Annotated in this window: 13 protein-coding genes; 4 read left to right on the top strand and 9 right to left on the bottom strand. The window is 42.1% G+C overall.

Annotated features, from left to right (window positions below; genetic code table 11):
* From C7B70_RS18575 to rfbF, 9 genes are all read right to left on the bottom strand, one after another.
* Window positions 1-346, bottom strand: a 346-nt coding sequence (locus C7B70_RS18575; RefSeq protein ID WP_146134096.1) for a glycosyltransferase family 2 protein, incomplete at its 3' end; no start/stop codon positions are given.
* Between the two features lie 34 nt (window positions 347-380).
* On the bottom strand, window positions 381-1,568 hold the full coding sequence (locus tag C7B70_RS18570) for a glycosyltransferase family 4 protein (RefSeq protein ID WP_106370496.1): 1,188 nt from the start codon (window positions 1,566-1,568) through the stop codon (window positions 381-383).
* Between the two features lie 13 nt (window positions 1,569-1,581).
* A complete protein-coding gene (locus C7B70_RS18565; protein WP_106370495.1) occupies window positions 1,582-2,898 on the bottom strand; it encodes a DUF4910 domain-containing protein in 1,317 nt (438 codons plus the stop codon).
* Window positions 2,899-2,956: 58 nt separating this feature from the next.
* On the bottom strand, window positions 2,957-3,745 hold the full coding sequence (locus C7B70_RS18560; RefSeq protein WP_106370494.1) for a sugar phosphate nucleotidyltransferase: 789 nt from the start codon (window positions 3,743-3,745) through the stop codon (window positions 2,957-2,959).
* A 77-nt stretch (window positions 3,746-3,822) separates the two neighbouring features.
* Window positions 3,823-4,374, bottom strand: coding sequence for a dTDP-4-dehydrorhamnose 3,5-epimerase family protein (locus C7B70_RS18555; RefSeq protein ID WP_106370493.1), 552 nt, complete (start codon window positions 4,372-4,374; stop codon window positions 3,823-3,825).
* On the bottom strand, window positions 4,371-5,606 hold the full coding sequence (locus C7B70_RS18550) for a class I SAM-dependent methyltransferase (RefSeq protein WP_106370492.1): 1,236 nt from the start codon (window positions 5,604-5,606) through the stop codon (window positions 4,371-4,373). Before C7B70_RS18550 ends, C7B70_RS18555 begins: the two co-directional genes overlap by 4 nt.
* Window positions 5,607-5,677: 71 nt before the next feature.
* Window positions 5,678-6,703, bottom strand: a complete 1,026-nt coding sequence (locus C7B70_RS18545) for an NAD(P)-dependent oxidoreductase (RefSeq protein ID WP_106370491.1) — start codon at window positions 6,701-6,703, stop codon at window positions 5,678-5,680.
* Between the two features lie 15 nt (window positions 6,704-6,718).
* Complete coding sequence (lhgO, locus tag C7B70_RS18540) at window positions 6,719-7,933, bottom strand: L-2-hydroxyglutarate oxidase (RefSeq protein WP_106370490.1); 1,215 nt, start codon at window positions 7,931-7,933, stop codon at window positions 6,719-6,721.
* 184 nt (window positions 7,934-8,117) lie between these two features.
* A complete protein-coding gene (rfbF, locus tag C7B70_RS18535; RefSeq protein WP_106370489.1) occupies window positions 8,118-8,891 on the bottom strand; it encodes a glucose-1-phosphate cytidylyltransferase in 774 nt (257 codons plus the stop codon).
* 918 nt (window positions 8,892-9,809) lie between these two features.
* Between rfbF and C7B70_RS18530 the strand changes: the two genes are divergently transcribed.
* The 4 genes from C7B70_RS18530 (at window position 9,810) to C7B70_RS18515 (ending at window position 15,514) form a co-directional block, all read left to right on the top strand.
* Window positions 9,810-10,994: a response regulator gene (locus C7B70_RS18530; RefSeq protein ID WP_106370488.1), complete on the top strand. Its 1,185-nt coding sequence runs from the start codon at window positions 9,810-9,812 to the stop codon at window positions 10,992-10,994.
* 70 nt (window positions 10,995-11,064) lie between these two features.
* A complete protein-coding gene (locus C7B70_RS18525) occupies window positions 11,065-11,427 on the top strand; it encodes a response regulator transcription factor (protein ID WP_106370498.1) in 363 nt (120 codons plus the stop codon).
* 36 nt (window positions 11,428-11,463) lie between these two features.
* Window positions 11,464-12,018 carry a chemotaxis protein CheW gene (locus C7B70_RS18520; protein WP_106370487.1) on the top strand — a complete coding sequence of 185 codons (555 nt, stop codon included), beginning with the start codon at window positions 11,464-11,466 and terminating at the stop codon, window positions 12,016-12,018.
* 133 nt (window positions 12,019-12,151) lie between these two features.
* Window positions 12,152-15,514, top strand: a complete 3,363-nt coding sequence (locus C7B70_RS18515) for a methyl-accepting chemotaxis protein (RefSeq protein ID WP_106370486.1) — start codon at window positions 12,152-12,154, stop codon at window positions 15,512-15,514.
* Window positions 15,515-15,523: the final 9 nt, after the last annotated feature.

Here is a 15,523-nt window from a genome sequence, read left to right as displayed (position 1 = left end):
AAAAACCCCCCCGCCTGTCTAAAGCATAGCCATCGCCTTCATCCATAGGATGGCTCATAACTTCTTGAATTGACTGCGCTAATTGGGGCGTAACAATTTCATCGCATTCAAGAAACATTACCCAATCATTTTTAGCAATTTCTACGCCTTTGTTGCGCTGTCCCGACCAGCCGAGCCATTTTTGCTCGTATACTCTAGCGCCAAGTGACGTAGCAATTTCACGAGTTCGGTCGGTGCTATTAGAATCTACTACTAGCACTTCATCAGCCCAGCGCACGCTATGAATGCAGCGCTCAATAAATTCTTCCTCATTCAAAGTCAAGATGATTACTGTTAATCCTGGCATTTGCAAAGTCTCCTTATTTGAAGTTTTTGTATTGCTACGCTAATAGCACTTGACGGACTTGCTGGGCAATTTTGTGCCAGTCAAAATTATCTGCTGCATACTGACGACAATCGGCTCGTGCTGGCAGAGTTATTTCTCCGGTGACAATAGCGGCTAGTAACTCGGCGATCGCCTTTGTTTCTTTGGAATTGGCAATTAAATTTGGCGAAAAGGGGGCGATAACTTCTGGCATCCCACCAACGGGCGTACACATTACTGGAGTTCCCGACGCTAAAGATTCTAATAAAGTTAACCCAAACCCTTCTAAAGACTGGCTGGGCATCACTGTTAAGTCTGCGGCTTGGTAAGCTAAAGGCAACTGCTCGTCCGGTAAAAAACCCAAAAATTTAACGCGATCTTCTAGCCCCAATTCTACAACCTGCTGGGCTAAAGCAGCTTGCAAGGGCCCTTTGCCTGCGATCGCCAGCCATACTTGGGGCGCTATAGTTTTGATCGTCGCTAAGGCATCTATCAACTTATCTAAGCCCATCCGATTTACTAACCGCCTGGGTGTAAACAAAATAAAATGCTCTTGATTCCAGCCTAGTTGAGTACGGGCTACGGAGCGCGATACATTGCCCTCGAAACGAGTTAAATCGACTCCCCCAGGAATTACATGAATTTTTGCTTCTGGAACTTGATATTCTTGATGGAGAATCTGACCAAAAGCTTTACTTAAGACAATAAAGCGATCGGCGCGGCGATAAACTTGCTTTTCGACTAACCACTTTTTCAAAAATACCCCTACTGGGTTTGCTCCTTCTGCTTTACTTTCTAAAGCCCAAGGGCCGTGAAAAGTAAAAGTTACGGGTACTCGGTCGGGCAATTTGCTCAGTAGTGGCAAACTGTACAAGGCAAAATGCAAGTTGATGGCATCTAACGCTGTTGCGTCCCCATTTAAAAAGTTGCGCCGCGTATCCTGCATCCTTTGCCACAAAGAGCTATCTTGAGACGCTAAGTTGATTAGCTTAACGGGTAAATTACCCTGAACACCTCCCAAATTAGGTAAATCGGGGCTAGTTTCTGGCAATCCCAAGGCATACAAATCGACTCGATCTTGGGCTGCGGCTAAATGATAGGTAAGTTCGTAGACGTAGCGATCTAATCCTCCTGGTGTTTTGGGAAACCACCCTAGTCCAACGCAAGCAATATGTGCAGGTGCTACAGCCGTTTTTTTAGGCATAAATGCTTTGCACTCAAATTTCCTTTAGTAAATCGTGTTTTAACAAAGCCTGGGCTGCTTTATTAATTACATTAAAAGCCATACCCGATCTTTGTGCCATAGCTAATAAACTGTATTCGCCATCTGCCAAATTTAGCACCCATAGTATAGCTAGTTCATTTAGGGCTTCCTCAGCTTGACCGCCAACGGCTCGATACAAACCTCTTTTTCCTAGCCTTGGTTCGCATTTAGAATTTTGGTTTAAGTAAGTTTTATTATTTTCCAAAATTTGGATAATTGATAAACATTGAGTATAAGAATCTGCTACATACTCTGGTTTTACAAATTCCAAATTATCCGCCGAGGTGTGATACTCCGGAAAACTACCATGAGGCGACCTCATAAAACAACCCACCGCCAAATTAAAACCGGGCGAACAATATTGTCGTTCGTCATAGCCATAGGGAAAAAAATCAATGACTTCATATTCTTTTCCTGAATTTGCTAGTACATACTCAGCAATTTTGTCAATTTCTGCACTACCTTGGCGGCTTTTTTTATAAGTAAACTTACCCCCGTCGCCGACACAAGTTAACACCAAACCATGTTTAATATTACGGGTTTGGGCTTCATTATGACATAGCCAAGTTACCGAGCCAATTGTGCCAGGAATAAACAGAAATCGGTAAGAATAATGCAGAGATAATTTACTCAAGTGTTGAGCTAAAAACACAGCCACCGAGATTCCCGACAGATTATCATTACATAAAGAAGGATGACAGCTATGGCAAGAAATCAAGACTTCTTCGGTGGTTTCTCCAGCAATAAAATACTCACCATAGGTTAAATGACCAGTTTCTAAAGAAGAATCAATAACTACTTCATAAGTTTCGCTGTCTTGCAACTCTAAATATTGTTTATGAGTTAGACAAAATCCCCAGCTTTCTTTGTAATAAGAGGTTCGATAGGGAATCCAATCAGGATAATCGGGCAACGTAAATAAATGGGTTTTTAGTTCATCTAAACTCATTTTTTGCTGAACGGGTACGCTGTAATTTACAACGTGCAAGTTAGAATCGTTAAAATCTACAATTTTTGCACCCTGGGAGTTTTTAATATAAGCATCTTTAATATTCCATTCTTTCGGCACAGTCCAATCGTATACTTCTGTTCCAGTAGGTACTTCATGAACTTCAAGGGGAATGTAATCTTTAATAATATTTAAAGTTTCTCGAAACCCATTACCCGTAATACTGCGGCAAATCGGATACAGTTTTGTTATCAACTGATACATATTTTGCCCAACAGCGTTAGTTTTATTATGCTCAACATCTAAATTTTCTGCAATCATTTTTCCTCTAATTAGTTAGTTAAAAAATTACTAATTTTCCGCTTTTAACGCCGTAATTCTATACTTGACTTGACCCCTTGCGAACAGCGCGAACTAAATCTTCAGGAGTACCAATATCAAGAAAACTACCATTTTCAAATACCTCTACCTCTACCTTTAAACCGCTATCAATAGCTGCTTGAATCACATCGTTAATCAAAACTTCCTGCGGTGGCACAATTGGCTGATTAGCTAAATATTGGTGCAAAAACTCTGTAAAACTTGGTATCCAGGCTGCGGTAAACCAGCTATAACGCAGAGTGCTTTGCTGAGGCTTATCTAGTACAAGACTAACGCAGCCATTGGCATCAAAATCAACCATGCCGCCTTTATGAGGTTGGTCAAAAGGAACAACACCCAAAACCAAATCTGCCTCAGAATCGCTCAGGTGCGCCAATAATTGCCCAAAAGCGTTTTGGGGTTGAAAAATTATATCAGGAAACCCCAAAGTAATTACCGCATCTTGCACAAACTCATAGGCGCGATCCAAGGTATAGGGAACGCCAAATAGCGAACTTACGACTAAATATCCTAAATTCATGTCTACCAGCGTGCCATCGCCTAAGTAAGCGGGAATATCCCACTTATGGGTTCGTAAAAGCAAATAAGCCTTGCGAATACCAGCCAGGCGCATACTTTCTAGCAAGTAATGGCAAACTACTTTAGGGCGCAAACTGCCATCGGTTGCTACTTGAAAGCCAATTGGATACAACTCTTTGCTACCAGGTAAGGGTGAAATTCGCTTTCCCTCTCCGGCGGCAGGAATCAAACCGATCGCATCAAGAATGTTGTATTTTTGAATTGCCATGAGTTACAAAAAAAGTAATAGTGCGATCCTGTCTCTTGCATCGATTTTGGCTTTTAACATCTGTTAATTCCTAAAAATTATTTTTCTATTCCCACTAGCATCGACTCTAGTAAAGACCAAGTTAAGTCTTTATCAGCAATTTCACTAACTGGTAATTGCCATTGGATGCCTAAAATTGGATCGTCATAACGCAACCCGCGATCGCACCCCGGTGTATATAACTTATTCATTTGATACCCAACTTCTGTATCATCGGTCAAAGTTTGATAGCCGTGAGCAAACATTTCTGGAACGTACAGACTGCGCCGATTTTCGGCGCTAAGTTCTACGCCAATATGAGCTAAGTAAGTACGAGAATTAGGGCGCATATCCACAATTACATCGTAAATAGCGCCAGATGTACAGCGCACTAACTTAGCTTCCGCGAGGGGACGATCTTGGTAGTGCATCCCCCGAATAGTTCCCTGTTTGTGATTAAAAGCGATGCTGCACTGAACGTTTGTAACCTCTAAACCATGCTCAATAAATTGTTGGGCGCAGAAAGTCCGGGAAAAAAAACCACGACTATCCGATCTTGGCTCAATGTCGATAATAAATGCACCCTGTAAAATTGTTGTATTAAAAATCATGAAAAAACTTGCACCTCTGGAATTGGGACAACAAAACTTCCCCCCCACTCTCGAATAAACGAGGTTTGGGCAATAATTTCATCTTTAAGATTCCAAGGCAAAATTAGTAAGTAATCTGGCTTAGTTTCTTTGATATGGTCGGGGTGCATAATTGGAATATGCGTACCAGGCAAAAGCAAATTTTGTTTGTAAGGACTGCGATCAACGGTATAATCAATAAAGTCTGTCCTTACACCGCAGTAGTTTAACAGCGTATTGCCTTTAGCTGGCGCACCGTAGGCGGCGATTACTTTTCCTTGAGATTTTGCTTCAATTAAGAAACTTAAGAGTTTGCGTTTTGTGTCCTTAACTTTTTCGCCAAAACTTAAGTAAGGTTCTAACTTATCTAACCCGGCGGCAATTTCCTTTTCTTTTAGCTTAGTAGCGCGATTACTTAGTTGGCGATCTCCCCCCTCGTGCTGCCCATAAATCCGCAGTGATCCACCGTGAGTCGGGATTTCTTCGACATCAAATAAGGTTATTCCATGAGAAGCGAAAATCTGGCTAACAGTTAAAAATGAATAGTAGGAATAATGCTCGTGATAAATCGTATCAAACTGATTTTGCTCTATCAGTTGCAATAAATGGGGAAATTCCATTGTAATAATGCCCTTTGGCTTCAAAACAATTTTCATTCCGGCGACAAAATCATTCAAATCTGGCACGTGAGCTAGTACATTATTTCCTAGTAATAAATCTGCCTTTTTTCCGTCGGCTACCAGCCCGTTAGCCGTTTCTACACCAAAGAATTTAACCAAGCTAGGAATGCCTTTTTCCTCTGCTACTTTCGCTGTATTCCCTGCGGGTTCTATTCCTAAAACTGGGATGCCTTTTTCTTTAAAGTATTGCAGCAAATAGCCGTCATTACTAGCTATTTCAATTACTTGACTACTAGCATCAAATCCAAAGTTTTTTACCATTAAATCGGTGTAAGCTTTAGCGTGTTTTAGCCAACTGTCAGAGAAAGAAGAAAAGTAGGCGTAGTCACCATCTCCAAAAATATGTTCGGGAGATTCAAAGTCTTCTATTTGTACCAAAAAGCATTTTTCACAGACATAAGTATGCAAAGGATAAAACTTTTCGGCGCGATGTAGTTGCTCTCTACTTATGTAATCGTTGGCAATGGGCGAAAGCCCCAAGTCGGCAAAAGTATGTTGCAGAGGATTGTGACAAAAACGGCACTGAGTGGTCATAGATTGTTTGAGGGGTAATTTAGGTTTAGCAAGTAGATGACACTTTTAATTAACACTATTAATTGTCCAAACTACTTAATCCAAAAGAAGTCTCGATCAATTTGTTGAGTACGAATCAAATATTCCAATTGTTTTAAGCGCGTGAATCCTCTAGATAAAAAATCCTCAGAAGTTAGATCGATTTGCTGGAATAGATTAAATAACTGTTCCGCACCGCGCTCTGCATTCCAATCGCACTTAAATCCAGGCAAATTTTTATTAATCTTCTCAAAATCAACTCGATAACTGCGGTTATCTGAGCCATTTTCCCCAAAAGTTAGCTGACAACCAGTAAAAGTTTTAGCAATAATTTCCGCAACTTCTTTAACTCGATAGTTATTTGCTGTATCGCCAACATTAAAAATTTGGTTGTGGATAATATCGCGGGGTGCTTCTAGCGCACAATAAATTGCTTTACAGATATCTAAAGCATGAACTAAAGGTCGCCAAGGCGTACCATCACTAATCATTTTAATTTCTTTAGTCGTCCAAGCAAGTCCCGATAAATTGTTCAACACAATATCAAAACGCATTCTTGGCGAAGCACCAAATGCTGTTGCATTCCGCATAAATGTAGGTGAGAAGTTGTCATCTGCCATTAGTTGCAAATCTCTCTCCACAAATGTCTTACACTCGGCGTAAGCTGTTTGCGGATTGACAGGAGATGATTCGGTCACATCGCCTTCGGTTGCTACGCCATAGACGCTACAAGAAGACATATACACAAACCGCCGGACTCCCGCAGCTTTGGCTATATTTGCCAAGCGTACCGAGCCTTTATGATTAATGTCGTAAGTAATTGTTGGCGAAAGTTGCCCGGTAGGATCGTTAGATAATTCTGCCATATGTACGATCGCATCTACTCCCGCCAAATCCTCAGTAGTTATATGGCGAATATCTTTATTTAGGGTTTTAGCGGTTACTGTCGTCCCGTTGTACAGCCAACCAACTTTGTAATACCCGGTATCTACTCCCAATACTTCATGTCCCTTTTCCATCAATAAGGGCGGTAATAACGAACCAAGATAGCCTTCTGTACCTGTTACTAATACTTTCATTTTGTTTGTATAACTCTATACTTTAACTTTAATTTGCAAGTGCTGTAATTCGGGAATTGCTTGGGCGATCGCTTTGCCAATCTCTAGAGACGATGTCGCTGCCGGAGAAGGTGCATTGCAAACGTGGACGGAGTTTTTGCCCTGAACTATCAAAAAGTCGTCTACAAGCTGACCATCACGTTTTAAAGCCTGGGCGCGGACTCCCGCATGAGTTGACACTATATCATCGGCTTTAATTTCAGGAATTAACTTTTGCAAACTGTGCAAAAATGCTGTTTTACTAAAAGAGCGGATGATTTCCTGGATCCCCTCGTCTGCGTGTTTTGCTGCTAATTTCCAAAAACCAGGATAGGTCATAACTTCCGTAAAGTCACGTAAGTTAAAGTCTGTTTTTTTATACCCTTCACGCTTAAAGCTCAAAACTGCATTGGGCCCAGCGTGGACGCTACCATCAATCATTTTTGTAAAGTGAACGCCCAAAAAAGGAAAATCTGGGTTTGGTACGGGATAAATTAAAGTGTTGACTAAGTGGCGCTTTTCGGGAGTAAGTTCGTAATATTCCCCGCGAAAAGGTACGATCTTAGCTTGAGGATCTACTTGGGATAATTTAGAAATGCGATCGCTATGCAATCCAGCACAATTGACTACAAAGCGCGTCTCAAAAGCACCTTGATTCGTCTCTAATACTTGATTTTCACCCACTTGGCGAATTTTATCAACTTTGGTATTAAGCCGTAATTCGCCCCCCAAAGATTGAACTAAATCGGCATATTTTTGGCATACCTGTTTATAGTCTACAATGCCAGTTGTAAAGACTTTAAGCCCTGCTACACAGCTAACGTGAGGCTCAATTTCTTTTACTTGTTCGCGCTGAAGCTGGGTAACTTTCAATTGGTTTTCTAAACCCCGCCTATAAAGGTTTTCCAGTTGGGGTAATTGATCGTTTTCTGTAGCAACAATTACTTTACCGCAAACTTCATAACTGATATCATGGGCTTGACAAAATTCCACCATTGAGCGACTACCATCTCGACAAAACTTTGCTTTAAAACTTCCAGGTTTGTAATAAATCCCTGAATGAATTACGCCGCTATTATTTCCGGTTTGATGGTACGCCCACTTGCTTTCTTTTTCTAATACTACAATTCGCGCTTGGGGAAAACGTTTGCTTGCAGCCATTGCTGTAGCTAAACCAACAATTCCACCGCCAATAATTGCCAGATCGTACATGAAGATTTTTGCCTTTAGAACCAATGTTAAGCTAGTAGTTAAAATCTAAATATTTCTCAGTCTATCAGTTTATATTGTTATTTGAATAACTGATAACTCAAGCTTCTTGCTTACCTAAATCAAGAATAAGTAAGTATTATTTACTTGCCATAAGCGAAAAAAACAAAGGTTGAAGCAGAAATATTTACCAAACTTTCCAAGGAGCTTTACCGCTTTGCCATTGTTCTTCGAGATAATTTTTGTCTCGCAAAGTATCCATTGGCTGCCAAAAATCAGGATGTTTGAAAGCTGACAATTGATCCATTTCTGCTAACTTTTGTAGAGGTTCTTTTTCCCAAATTGTAGAATCCTCAGCTATGAAGTCAATAACTTCTGGTTCCAAAACAAAGTAACCACTATTTACCCACGCCCCGTCACCTTCAGGTTTTTCTCGAAAGCTAGTAATTTTGGTTTGTTCTTCTCCTAAACAAATTGCCCCAAATCGTCCTGGTGGTTGACTTGCGGTTAAAGTGGCTAGAGTTTTTTGCTCTTTGTGAAATGTCACCAAATCTCTAATATTTACGTTACTAACACCATCGCCGTAAGTAAAGCAAAAAGTCTCATTACCAATATGCTCTCTTACTCTCTTTAGCCTTCCTCCTGTCATGGTTTGATCGCCTGTATCTACCAAGGTCACGCGCCAAGGCTCCGCATACCCGCAATGAATATTCATTTGATTGAATCGCATATCAAAAGTTACATCAGACATATGTAAGAAATAGTTAGCAAAATATTCCTTAATTACATAGCCTTTATAACCGCAGCAAATGATGAAATCATTAATGCCATAAGCCGAATAAATTTTCATAATGTGCCATAAAACCGGATGACCACCAATTTCTACCATTGGTTTAGGCTTAATCGTGGTTTCTTCACTCAATCGAGTACCTAATCCACCAGCCAATATCACTGCTTTCACTGCGTTACCTCAAATTTATGAATAGAAGCATTTTGTACTTTTGGTAGAGCCAATCAGCATAGGAGCGAAAGTTGAAAAGTCTAAGCCTATCTAACTTACTTAGTAACAATCTTAAATCCGCACCTTATAAATCACCGTAAAGTCCTAGTGAATCATCTTCTCCTTGTGTAAAGTTTCGGTGAACAATCAGTAAATTCACTAGGGCTTTATTTGAGCTTTATAATCCATTGATGTCCAAAGCTGGCAAAGCAGTAAAAAATAACTTGACGATGAAAAGTTTATTTAATTTGCTTATTGTGGGAATTCTTGAGCGGGGAAGAAGTCGCCCTTAACTGTATAAACCAGTAACTTGAGTGTAGAGTGCGTACTTTTACTTATACTTTGGGCGCGATCGCCTATCTGAAGGCATAAGTTACCGACGAGTGGTTGCTGGCATTGCTTCAAGTTCCAAAGACTTTCTCGTTCCCTCTATAAACTTAAATTTCAACATTTCTCCAGATTTTAGCCGCCTGTCTGATTTGAGCAAGTAGCAGCAAATTAAGGACAAAAGTAGCTCTAATACTTACTCCTGGTAGTTTCAAAGCTTAATAAACAGTTTCAGTAATACTTACGTACACTGTCAGGGCCCTAAGTAAATTCAGTGTTGATACGGATCTAGATTATTTAGAGGAATGTCATGATCGAGAAAAGATTGGGTAAGGAAGTTATTAGCTTTTTAAAATGTCAAGAAATTTTATTTCAAATTTGAAATTTGCGATTTTTCTAAACGCCTTCACCCAACCAATGACCGCAATGAACGTTTTCAGTAAAATTATCGTTGCTAATTTTTACTAGCAAATACCACACTAAAAACATGGAGCAAATATATCTCAATTAACAAAAAAAAATAAGCCTATATTTGGAGCTAAAAAAATAATTATGATTGCTCAAACTATGAATGCTAACGATTTAGTTAAAACCCTTGCGGGATTAAAACAAGAGCAGTTCAGTGGCAACTTGCTAGTGAAAAGCACCGCTAGAGAAGGAACAACAGCGCAAGATTGGAATTTTTGCTTGTTTTTGGGGAGGATTTTGTACGCGACTGGGGGCAATCATCCTGTGAGACGTTGGCAAAGAAACCTATTAGCTCAATGTCCGCAGCTTGATATTGGGCAATTAAAAACCTTAGTAGTCAATATCTCTAATTCAGCATCCTTGTCAGCCGTGACAACTTGGGAATATCAACTATTACATTTAGGAGTAGAACGCAACCAAATTAGCCGCGAACAAGCAGCAAAAACAATCAATGGAATTGTTGGCGAAATATTGTTTGATGTTACTCAAGCAATTCAAGTAAGTTTTCAAATCAAGCCAGAACATATATCAGTTCCCGTTCAACTAGCTTTGCTAGACCCAGGGCTAGTGCTGGGGGAAGTTCAACAACAAAGAATGCTATGGCAAAAAGCAAACGTTAGCGATCGCCATCCCAATCAAGCACCTACCATTGCTCAAAAAGCGCAACTCCAACAACAGGTATCGGCTCCGGTTTATCAAAACCTAGTCAAACTATTGGATGGACACAGGACTTTGCGGGAACTTGGCATAGTGATGAAGCGAGATGCGGCTCAAGTGACTAGCTCTTTACTGCCATTTTTAAAGTCGGGAATAGTAGAGCTAATCGAGCTTGCGGATTTTCCGCCTCCTGCTCGTCCCTCCGCGCCAAAACCAGCCGCCGAAAGCACTCATGCACCGCTAATTGCTTGCGTCGATGATAGCCCTTTAGTTTGCCAGAGTATGGAAAAAATTCTCACAACTGGAGGTTATCGGTTTTTAGGTGTGCAAGACTCCTTGCGGGCGATCGCTACTTTATTGAGTCGCAAGCCCGATTTAATTTTCTTGGATCTAATCATGCCCAATACTAATGGGTATGAAATTTGTACTCAACTGCGTAAAGTATCAGCATTCCGCGATACACCGATTGTGATCCTCACTGGAAATGACGGCATCATCGACCGCGTACGCGCCAAAATCGTTGGTGCTTCTGGTTTTCTGAGCAAACCAGCTAATGCCGAAACGGTACTAGAAGCCACCCGCCAGCATCTCAGCGAATTGGTAGAAGATTAGTTAGGCAAAGTGCCTAATGCCTTCGCCAAAATTCATTTTATTACCCAACTTTTTTAAACAGGACAACACCATGAGTACAGTTTTAGTCGTTGAAGATTCTCCTACCCAAATGGATGTGATTACTAGCTGTCTGCAAAAAGGCGGATTAACAGTACTTACCGCTACCGATGGCAAAGAAGCCATGACCCAAATTAGCAACCAAAAACCAGACTTAATTGTATTGGATGTAGTATTGCCCGATCGCAGTGGGTTTGAACTGTGTCGCGATCTCAAAGCCGAAAGCTCTACCAGTGGTATCCCGGTTGTAATTTGCTCTACCAAGTCAACCGACATGGATAAATTTTGGGGCAAAAAACAAGGAGCCGATGCTTACATTACTAAGCCTGTAGACCAAGAAGAACTGCTAAAAACAGTAAAACAACTCATCAAATAAGGCGTTTGTATAAGCGCATTGCAGCAGGAGACAGCGATGATATCTGAGTTTTTGACTAAAGGCATTTCTACGGGGTCGGCAACCGCCGAAGAAGCAAAAGAGCAAGAGCAGTTTTTGCGCTTTCACTTAGAACCCGACCTCAACGCCGCCTTGCCAGTGGATCAAATGACCGAAGTATTCACCGTTTCTACTACTAAGGTTGTACCCATTCCCCATATGCCCCCTTGGGTAATTGGCGTGTACAACTGGCGAGGAGAAATTTTGTGGCTGGTCGATTTGGGCTATTTGCTAGGGGGTACGCCCTTGTACCAACAAACTAGCAGCCGATCGCTCTATACGGCAATTGTGATCAATTCTCAGCAATCCGGCGGAAGACAAGGAAGCAGTACGGCAGGTAAAAACATGCTGGGGTTGGCTGTCAACCGCGTAGAAGATATGGAATGGTTTAATTCCGACTTGATTCAGTCGCCCCCAGAATCGGCGGTAAATGCGGCATTAGTACCATTTTTACGCGGCTATTGGTTAAAAAACAACGGTGAAATTGTTGTTGTCTTAGACGGAAACTCAATCATCGCTGGAATGCCCAAATAGGGTAGAGACGTAGCATTGCTACGTCTCTACATTTAATGTTAAACCGCCTATGTTTTAGCTTTATAGCTTTTTGTATTTCTATTGACCAATTTCTGTAAATTACCCCTACATAACCAAATTTTAAGGTTGAATCATGACTAAAATTTCTCCCAAACCTACCGAACCCAACATCACTAACGGTCACAATGAGGCTAATAATGATAGCGATGCTAGTGGTTTTTTCAAGTCGGCGATTACTTCCCCCACTACCAAACTAACAAAGTTTAATCCCCAATCTACAGTCTCAGATAAATCTACTGTTAGGGTAATGTCCGAAGGGAGGAATAACCTGTCTTGGTGGCAGCGTACCAGTCTCCGAACAAAGGTGACTCTGGGCGCGATCGCTCTTGGTGTCGTCCCTTTGCTAGCAATTGGAGCGGTTGATTATGTTACATCTAGCGGAAGCCTCAGACAAGATGCGACGGAATCTCAAGAATCTATTGCCCTCTCTCTTGGCGATCAAGTTGGTAGGTTTATGTCTGAGCGCTACGGAGACGTACAGGTACTTGCTAATCTTCCCATTCTTGCAAATCCCAAAGTACGAGCGGTAACGACTTCCCAAGAAAAGCAAAAGGTACTAGATCGCTTTTCAAAGATTTACGGAGTCTACGACAGTATTGCTGTTGCAGATATTGCTGGAAACACGATTGTGCAAGACTCAGGGGAACCTGTTACTGGTCTTAGTGAGCGGGATTACTTTAAAGAGGTAATAAAAACTAAGCGCCCTGTCATTACTTCTCCAAGAAAGTCAGCATTGAACGGAAAATATTCTATTTTCCTCGCCGCGCCTATTGTAGATACAAATACAGGTAACATAATTGGTGTTGCGCGGACTCGCATACCTGTGGAAAACCTAGATAAAATTCTACAGGCAGAAAAAGCTCGGTTAGGAGAGAGAATTGAAACCGCCGCCGAGGAATACCATGTAATCGGCTCCGATGGAAAGTTCTTTGCCGCCCAGGAAAAAGAGCAAGTAGGTCGAGATGCTAGAGAAGATTTTCCTCCCTTTGCCCGAATGAAAGCGGCTAAGAAGGTAACAAGTGCGATAACAGTTGACAAATTGGACAAAGCTGAACAACTAATATCCTATAGTCCTATTGAAGTTGAAGGATTGCCGCAACTAAACTGGAGTCTTGTACTTGCTAAAGATACAAGTGCTATATTTGCCGAACAGCGCAGACAACTATTGATACTACTGATTGCAACTGGCTTGGCTGCATTACTGGTAGGGGCGATCGCTGCTTACCTAGCTAGACGTGCTACCCGCCCAATCTTAGAGGCTACAGATACGGTAGAAAAGTTGGGTAGAGGAGAATTTGACAACCGCGTAAAAGTATCCGGCGGCGACGAAATCGCGGTACTAGGGTCAAACATTAACTACATGGCTGATACAGTACAAGAACTACTCAGACAACAAGAACTTGAAACCGAGCAAACACGCTTATTTGCAGATATTGCAAGTTCTCGTGCTGATAAAGCCCAAGATTTAGATGTCGTTTTTGACCAAGCACTAGCAGGTGCTAAAGATATTCTCAACGCAGACCGCGTAGTTGTCTATCGCTTCAAACCTGACTGGAGTGGTTACATTGCTAACGAATCGGTATCCCCTGGCTTTCCTCAAGCCCTTAATGACAAAATCGAAGATCCTTGCATCAGCAATGAGCTAATTGAAGCTTACAAACAGGGTCGAGTTGTGCCAACAAATAATGTATTTGAAGCAGGTTTTCACCCCGACCACTTGGCATTGATGGAACGGCTGCAAATTAGAGCAAATTTAGTTACGCCAATTATCAACAATAACGAACTCTACGGCTTGCTAATTGCCCACCATTGCACCGCAACTCACGATTGGCAGCAAACAGAAATCACCTTCTTGCAACAAATGTCTGAGCGATTAGGGTCAATTTTAAGCCGCGTCAGCTTCCTAGAACAAAAAGAAGCAGAAGCTACGCGATCGCAGTTGCTTAAAGATATTACCGTCAACATCGGTCAATCCCTCGACTCCGCAGACATCTTCAACAAAGCAGTCCAAGATGCCCGCCGCGCTATCCAAAGCGATCGCGTAGTTATCTACAGCTTTAACGACAAATGGCAAGGTACAGTTACCGCCGAATCGGTAGGCGACGGCTGGCCCAAAGCAATGGGAGCCAAAATCGACGATCCTTGTTTTGCTGACAAATATGTCAACCGTTACAAGGGTGGCAGAGTTCAAGCTACCAACAATATCTACAAAGCTGGATTAACCGACTGTTACCTCAACCAACTCTCTATCTTTGCCGTCCAAGCCAACTTAGTTGCGCCAATTTTGCGCGGCGACGAATTACTCGGTTTACTGATTGCTCACCAATGCTCTGGGCCGCGCAACTGGGAACAAGCAGATATTGACTTGTTCTCTCAGTTGGCAACTCAAGTCGGATTTGCCTTAGATCGCGCCAACTTACTTGACCAACAAAAAGCTGCGAAGGAATTCCTGCAAAAACGAGCGTTAGAACTACTTATTGAAGTAGACCCTTTGAGCCGAGGAGATTTAACGATTCGCGCCAACGTAACGGAAGATGAAATTGGTACGGTCGCTGACTCTTACAACTCCACAATTAGTAGCTTGCGGAAAATTGTTACCCAGGTACAACAAGCGGCTATTCAAGTAGCGGCAACTACTACCGATAACCAAGGTTCGGTACAAGGTTTATCGTTTGAATCGTTGCGTCAAATTGAGGAAATCGCCAGCGCTCTAGAGCAGTTGTCACTTATGACTACTTCAATTCGCGCGGTAGCCGCTAACGCTTCTCAAGCCGAAGCCGCCGTACAACGAGCAACAGAAACGGTACAAGACGGGGATCGGGCGATGAACCGCACGGTAGACGGGATCTTGGCAATTCGAGAAACGGTAGCGGAAACCTCGAAAAAAGTAAAACGCTTGGGTGAATCTTCGCAGAAAATTTCTAAGGTAGTAAACCTAATTGGTTCTTTTGCCGACCAAACGAACTTGCTGGCGCTAAACGCTTCGATTGAAGCGGCTCACGCTGGAGAACAAGGACGAGGATTTGCAGTGGTAGCGGATGAAGTTCGAGTATTGGCGCGCCAATCGGCCGCAGCTACAGCAGAAATTGAAGCGTTAGTAAAAGACATTCAAACAGAAACCAACGAAGTAGTAGCAGCGATGGAAGCTGGTACAGAGCAGGTAGTTACAGGTACGCGTCTAGTAGACGAAACTCGCCAAAGTTTGAACAAAATTACGGCAGTTAGTACCGAGATTAGTCAATTAGTAGCTGCGATCGCATCTGCCGCCGTGGCTCAGTCCAAAGCTTCTGAATCAGTAACTAGCACGATGACAGGCGTAGCCACCATCGCCGAGGCGACATCAACGGAAGCATCGAACGTATCGGCATCCTTTACCCAACTATTAGCCGTTGCTCAAGATTTGCAATCTAGTGTGGGTCAGTTCAAAGTCAAATAGAAAGCTAAT

The sequence above is a fragment of the Chlorogloea sp. CCALA 695 genome (assembly GCF_003003885.1).
GTDB lineage: Bacteria > Cyanobacteriota > Cyanobacteriia > Cyanobacteriales > Chroococcidiopsidaceae > Aliterella.
This window is presented reverse-complemented; position numbering and strand designations above follow the sequence as displayed.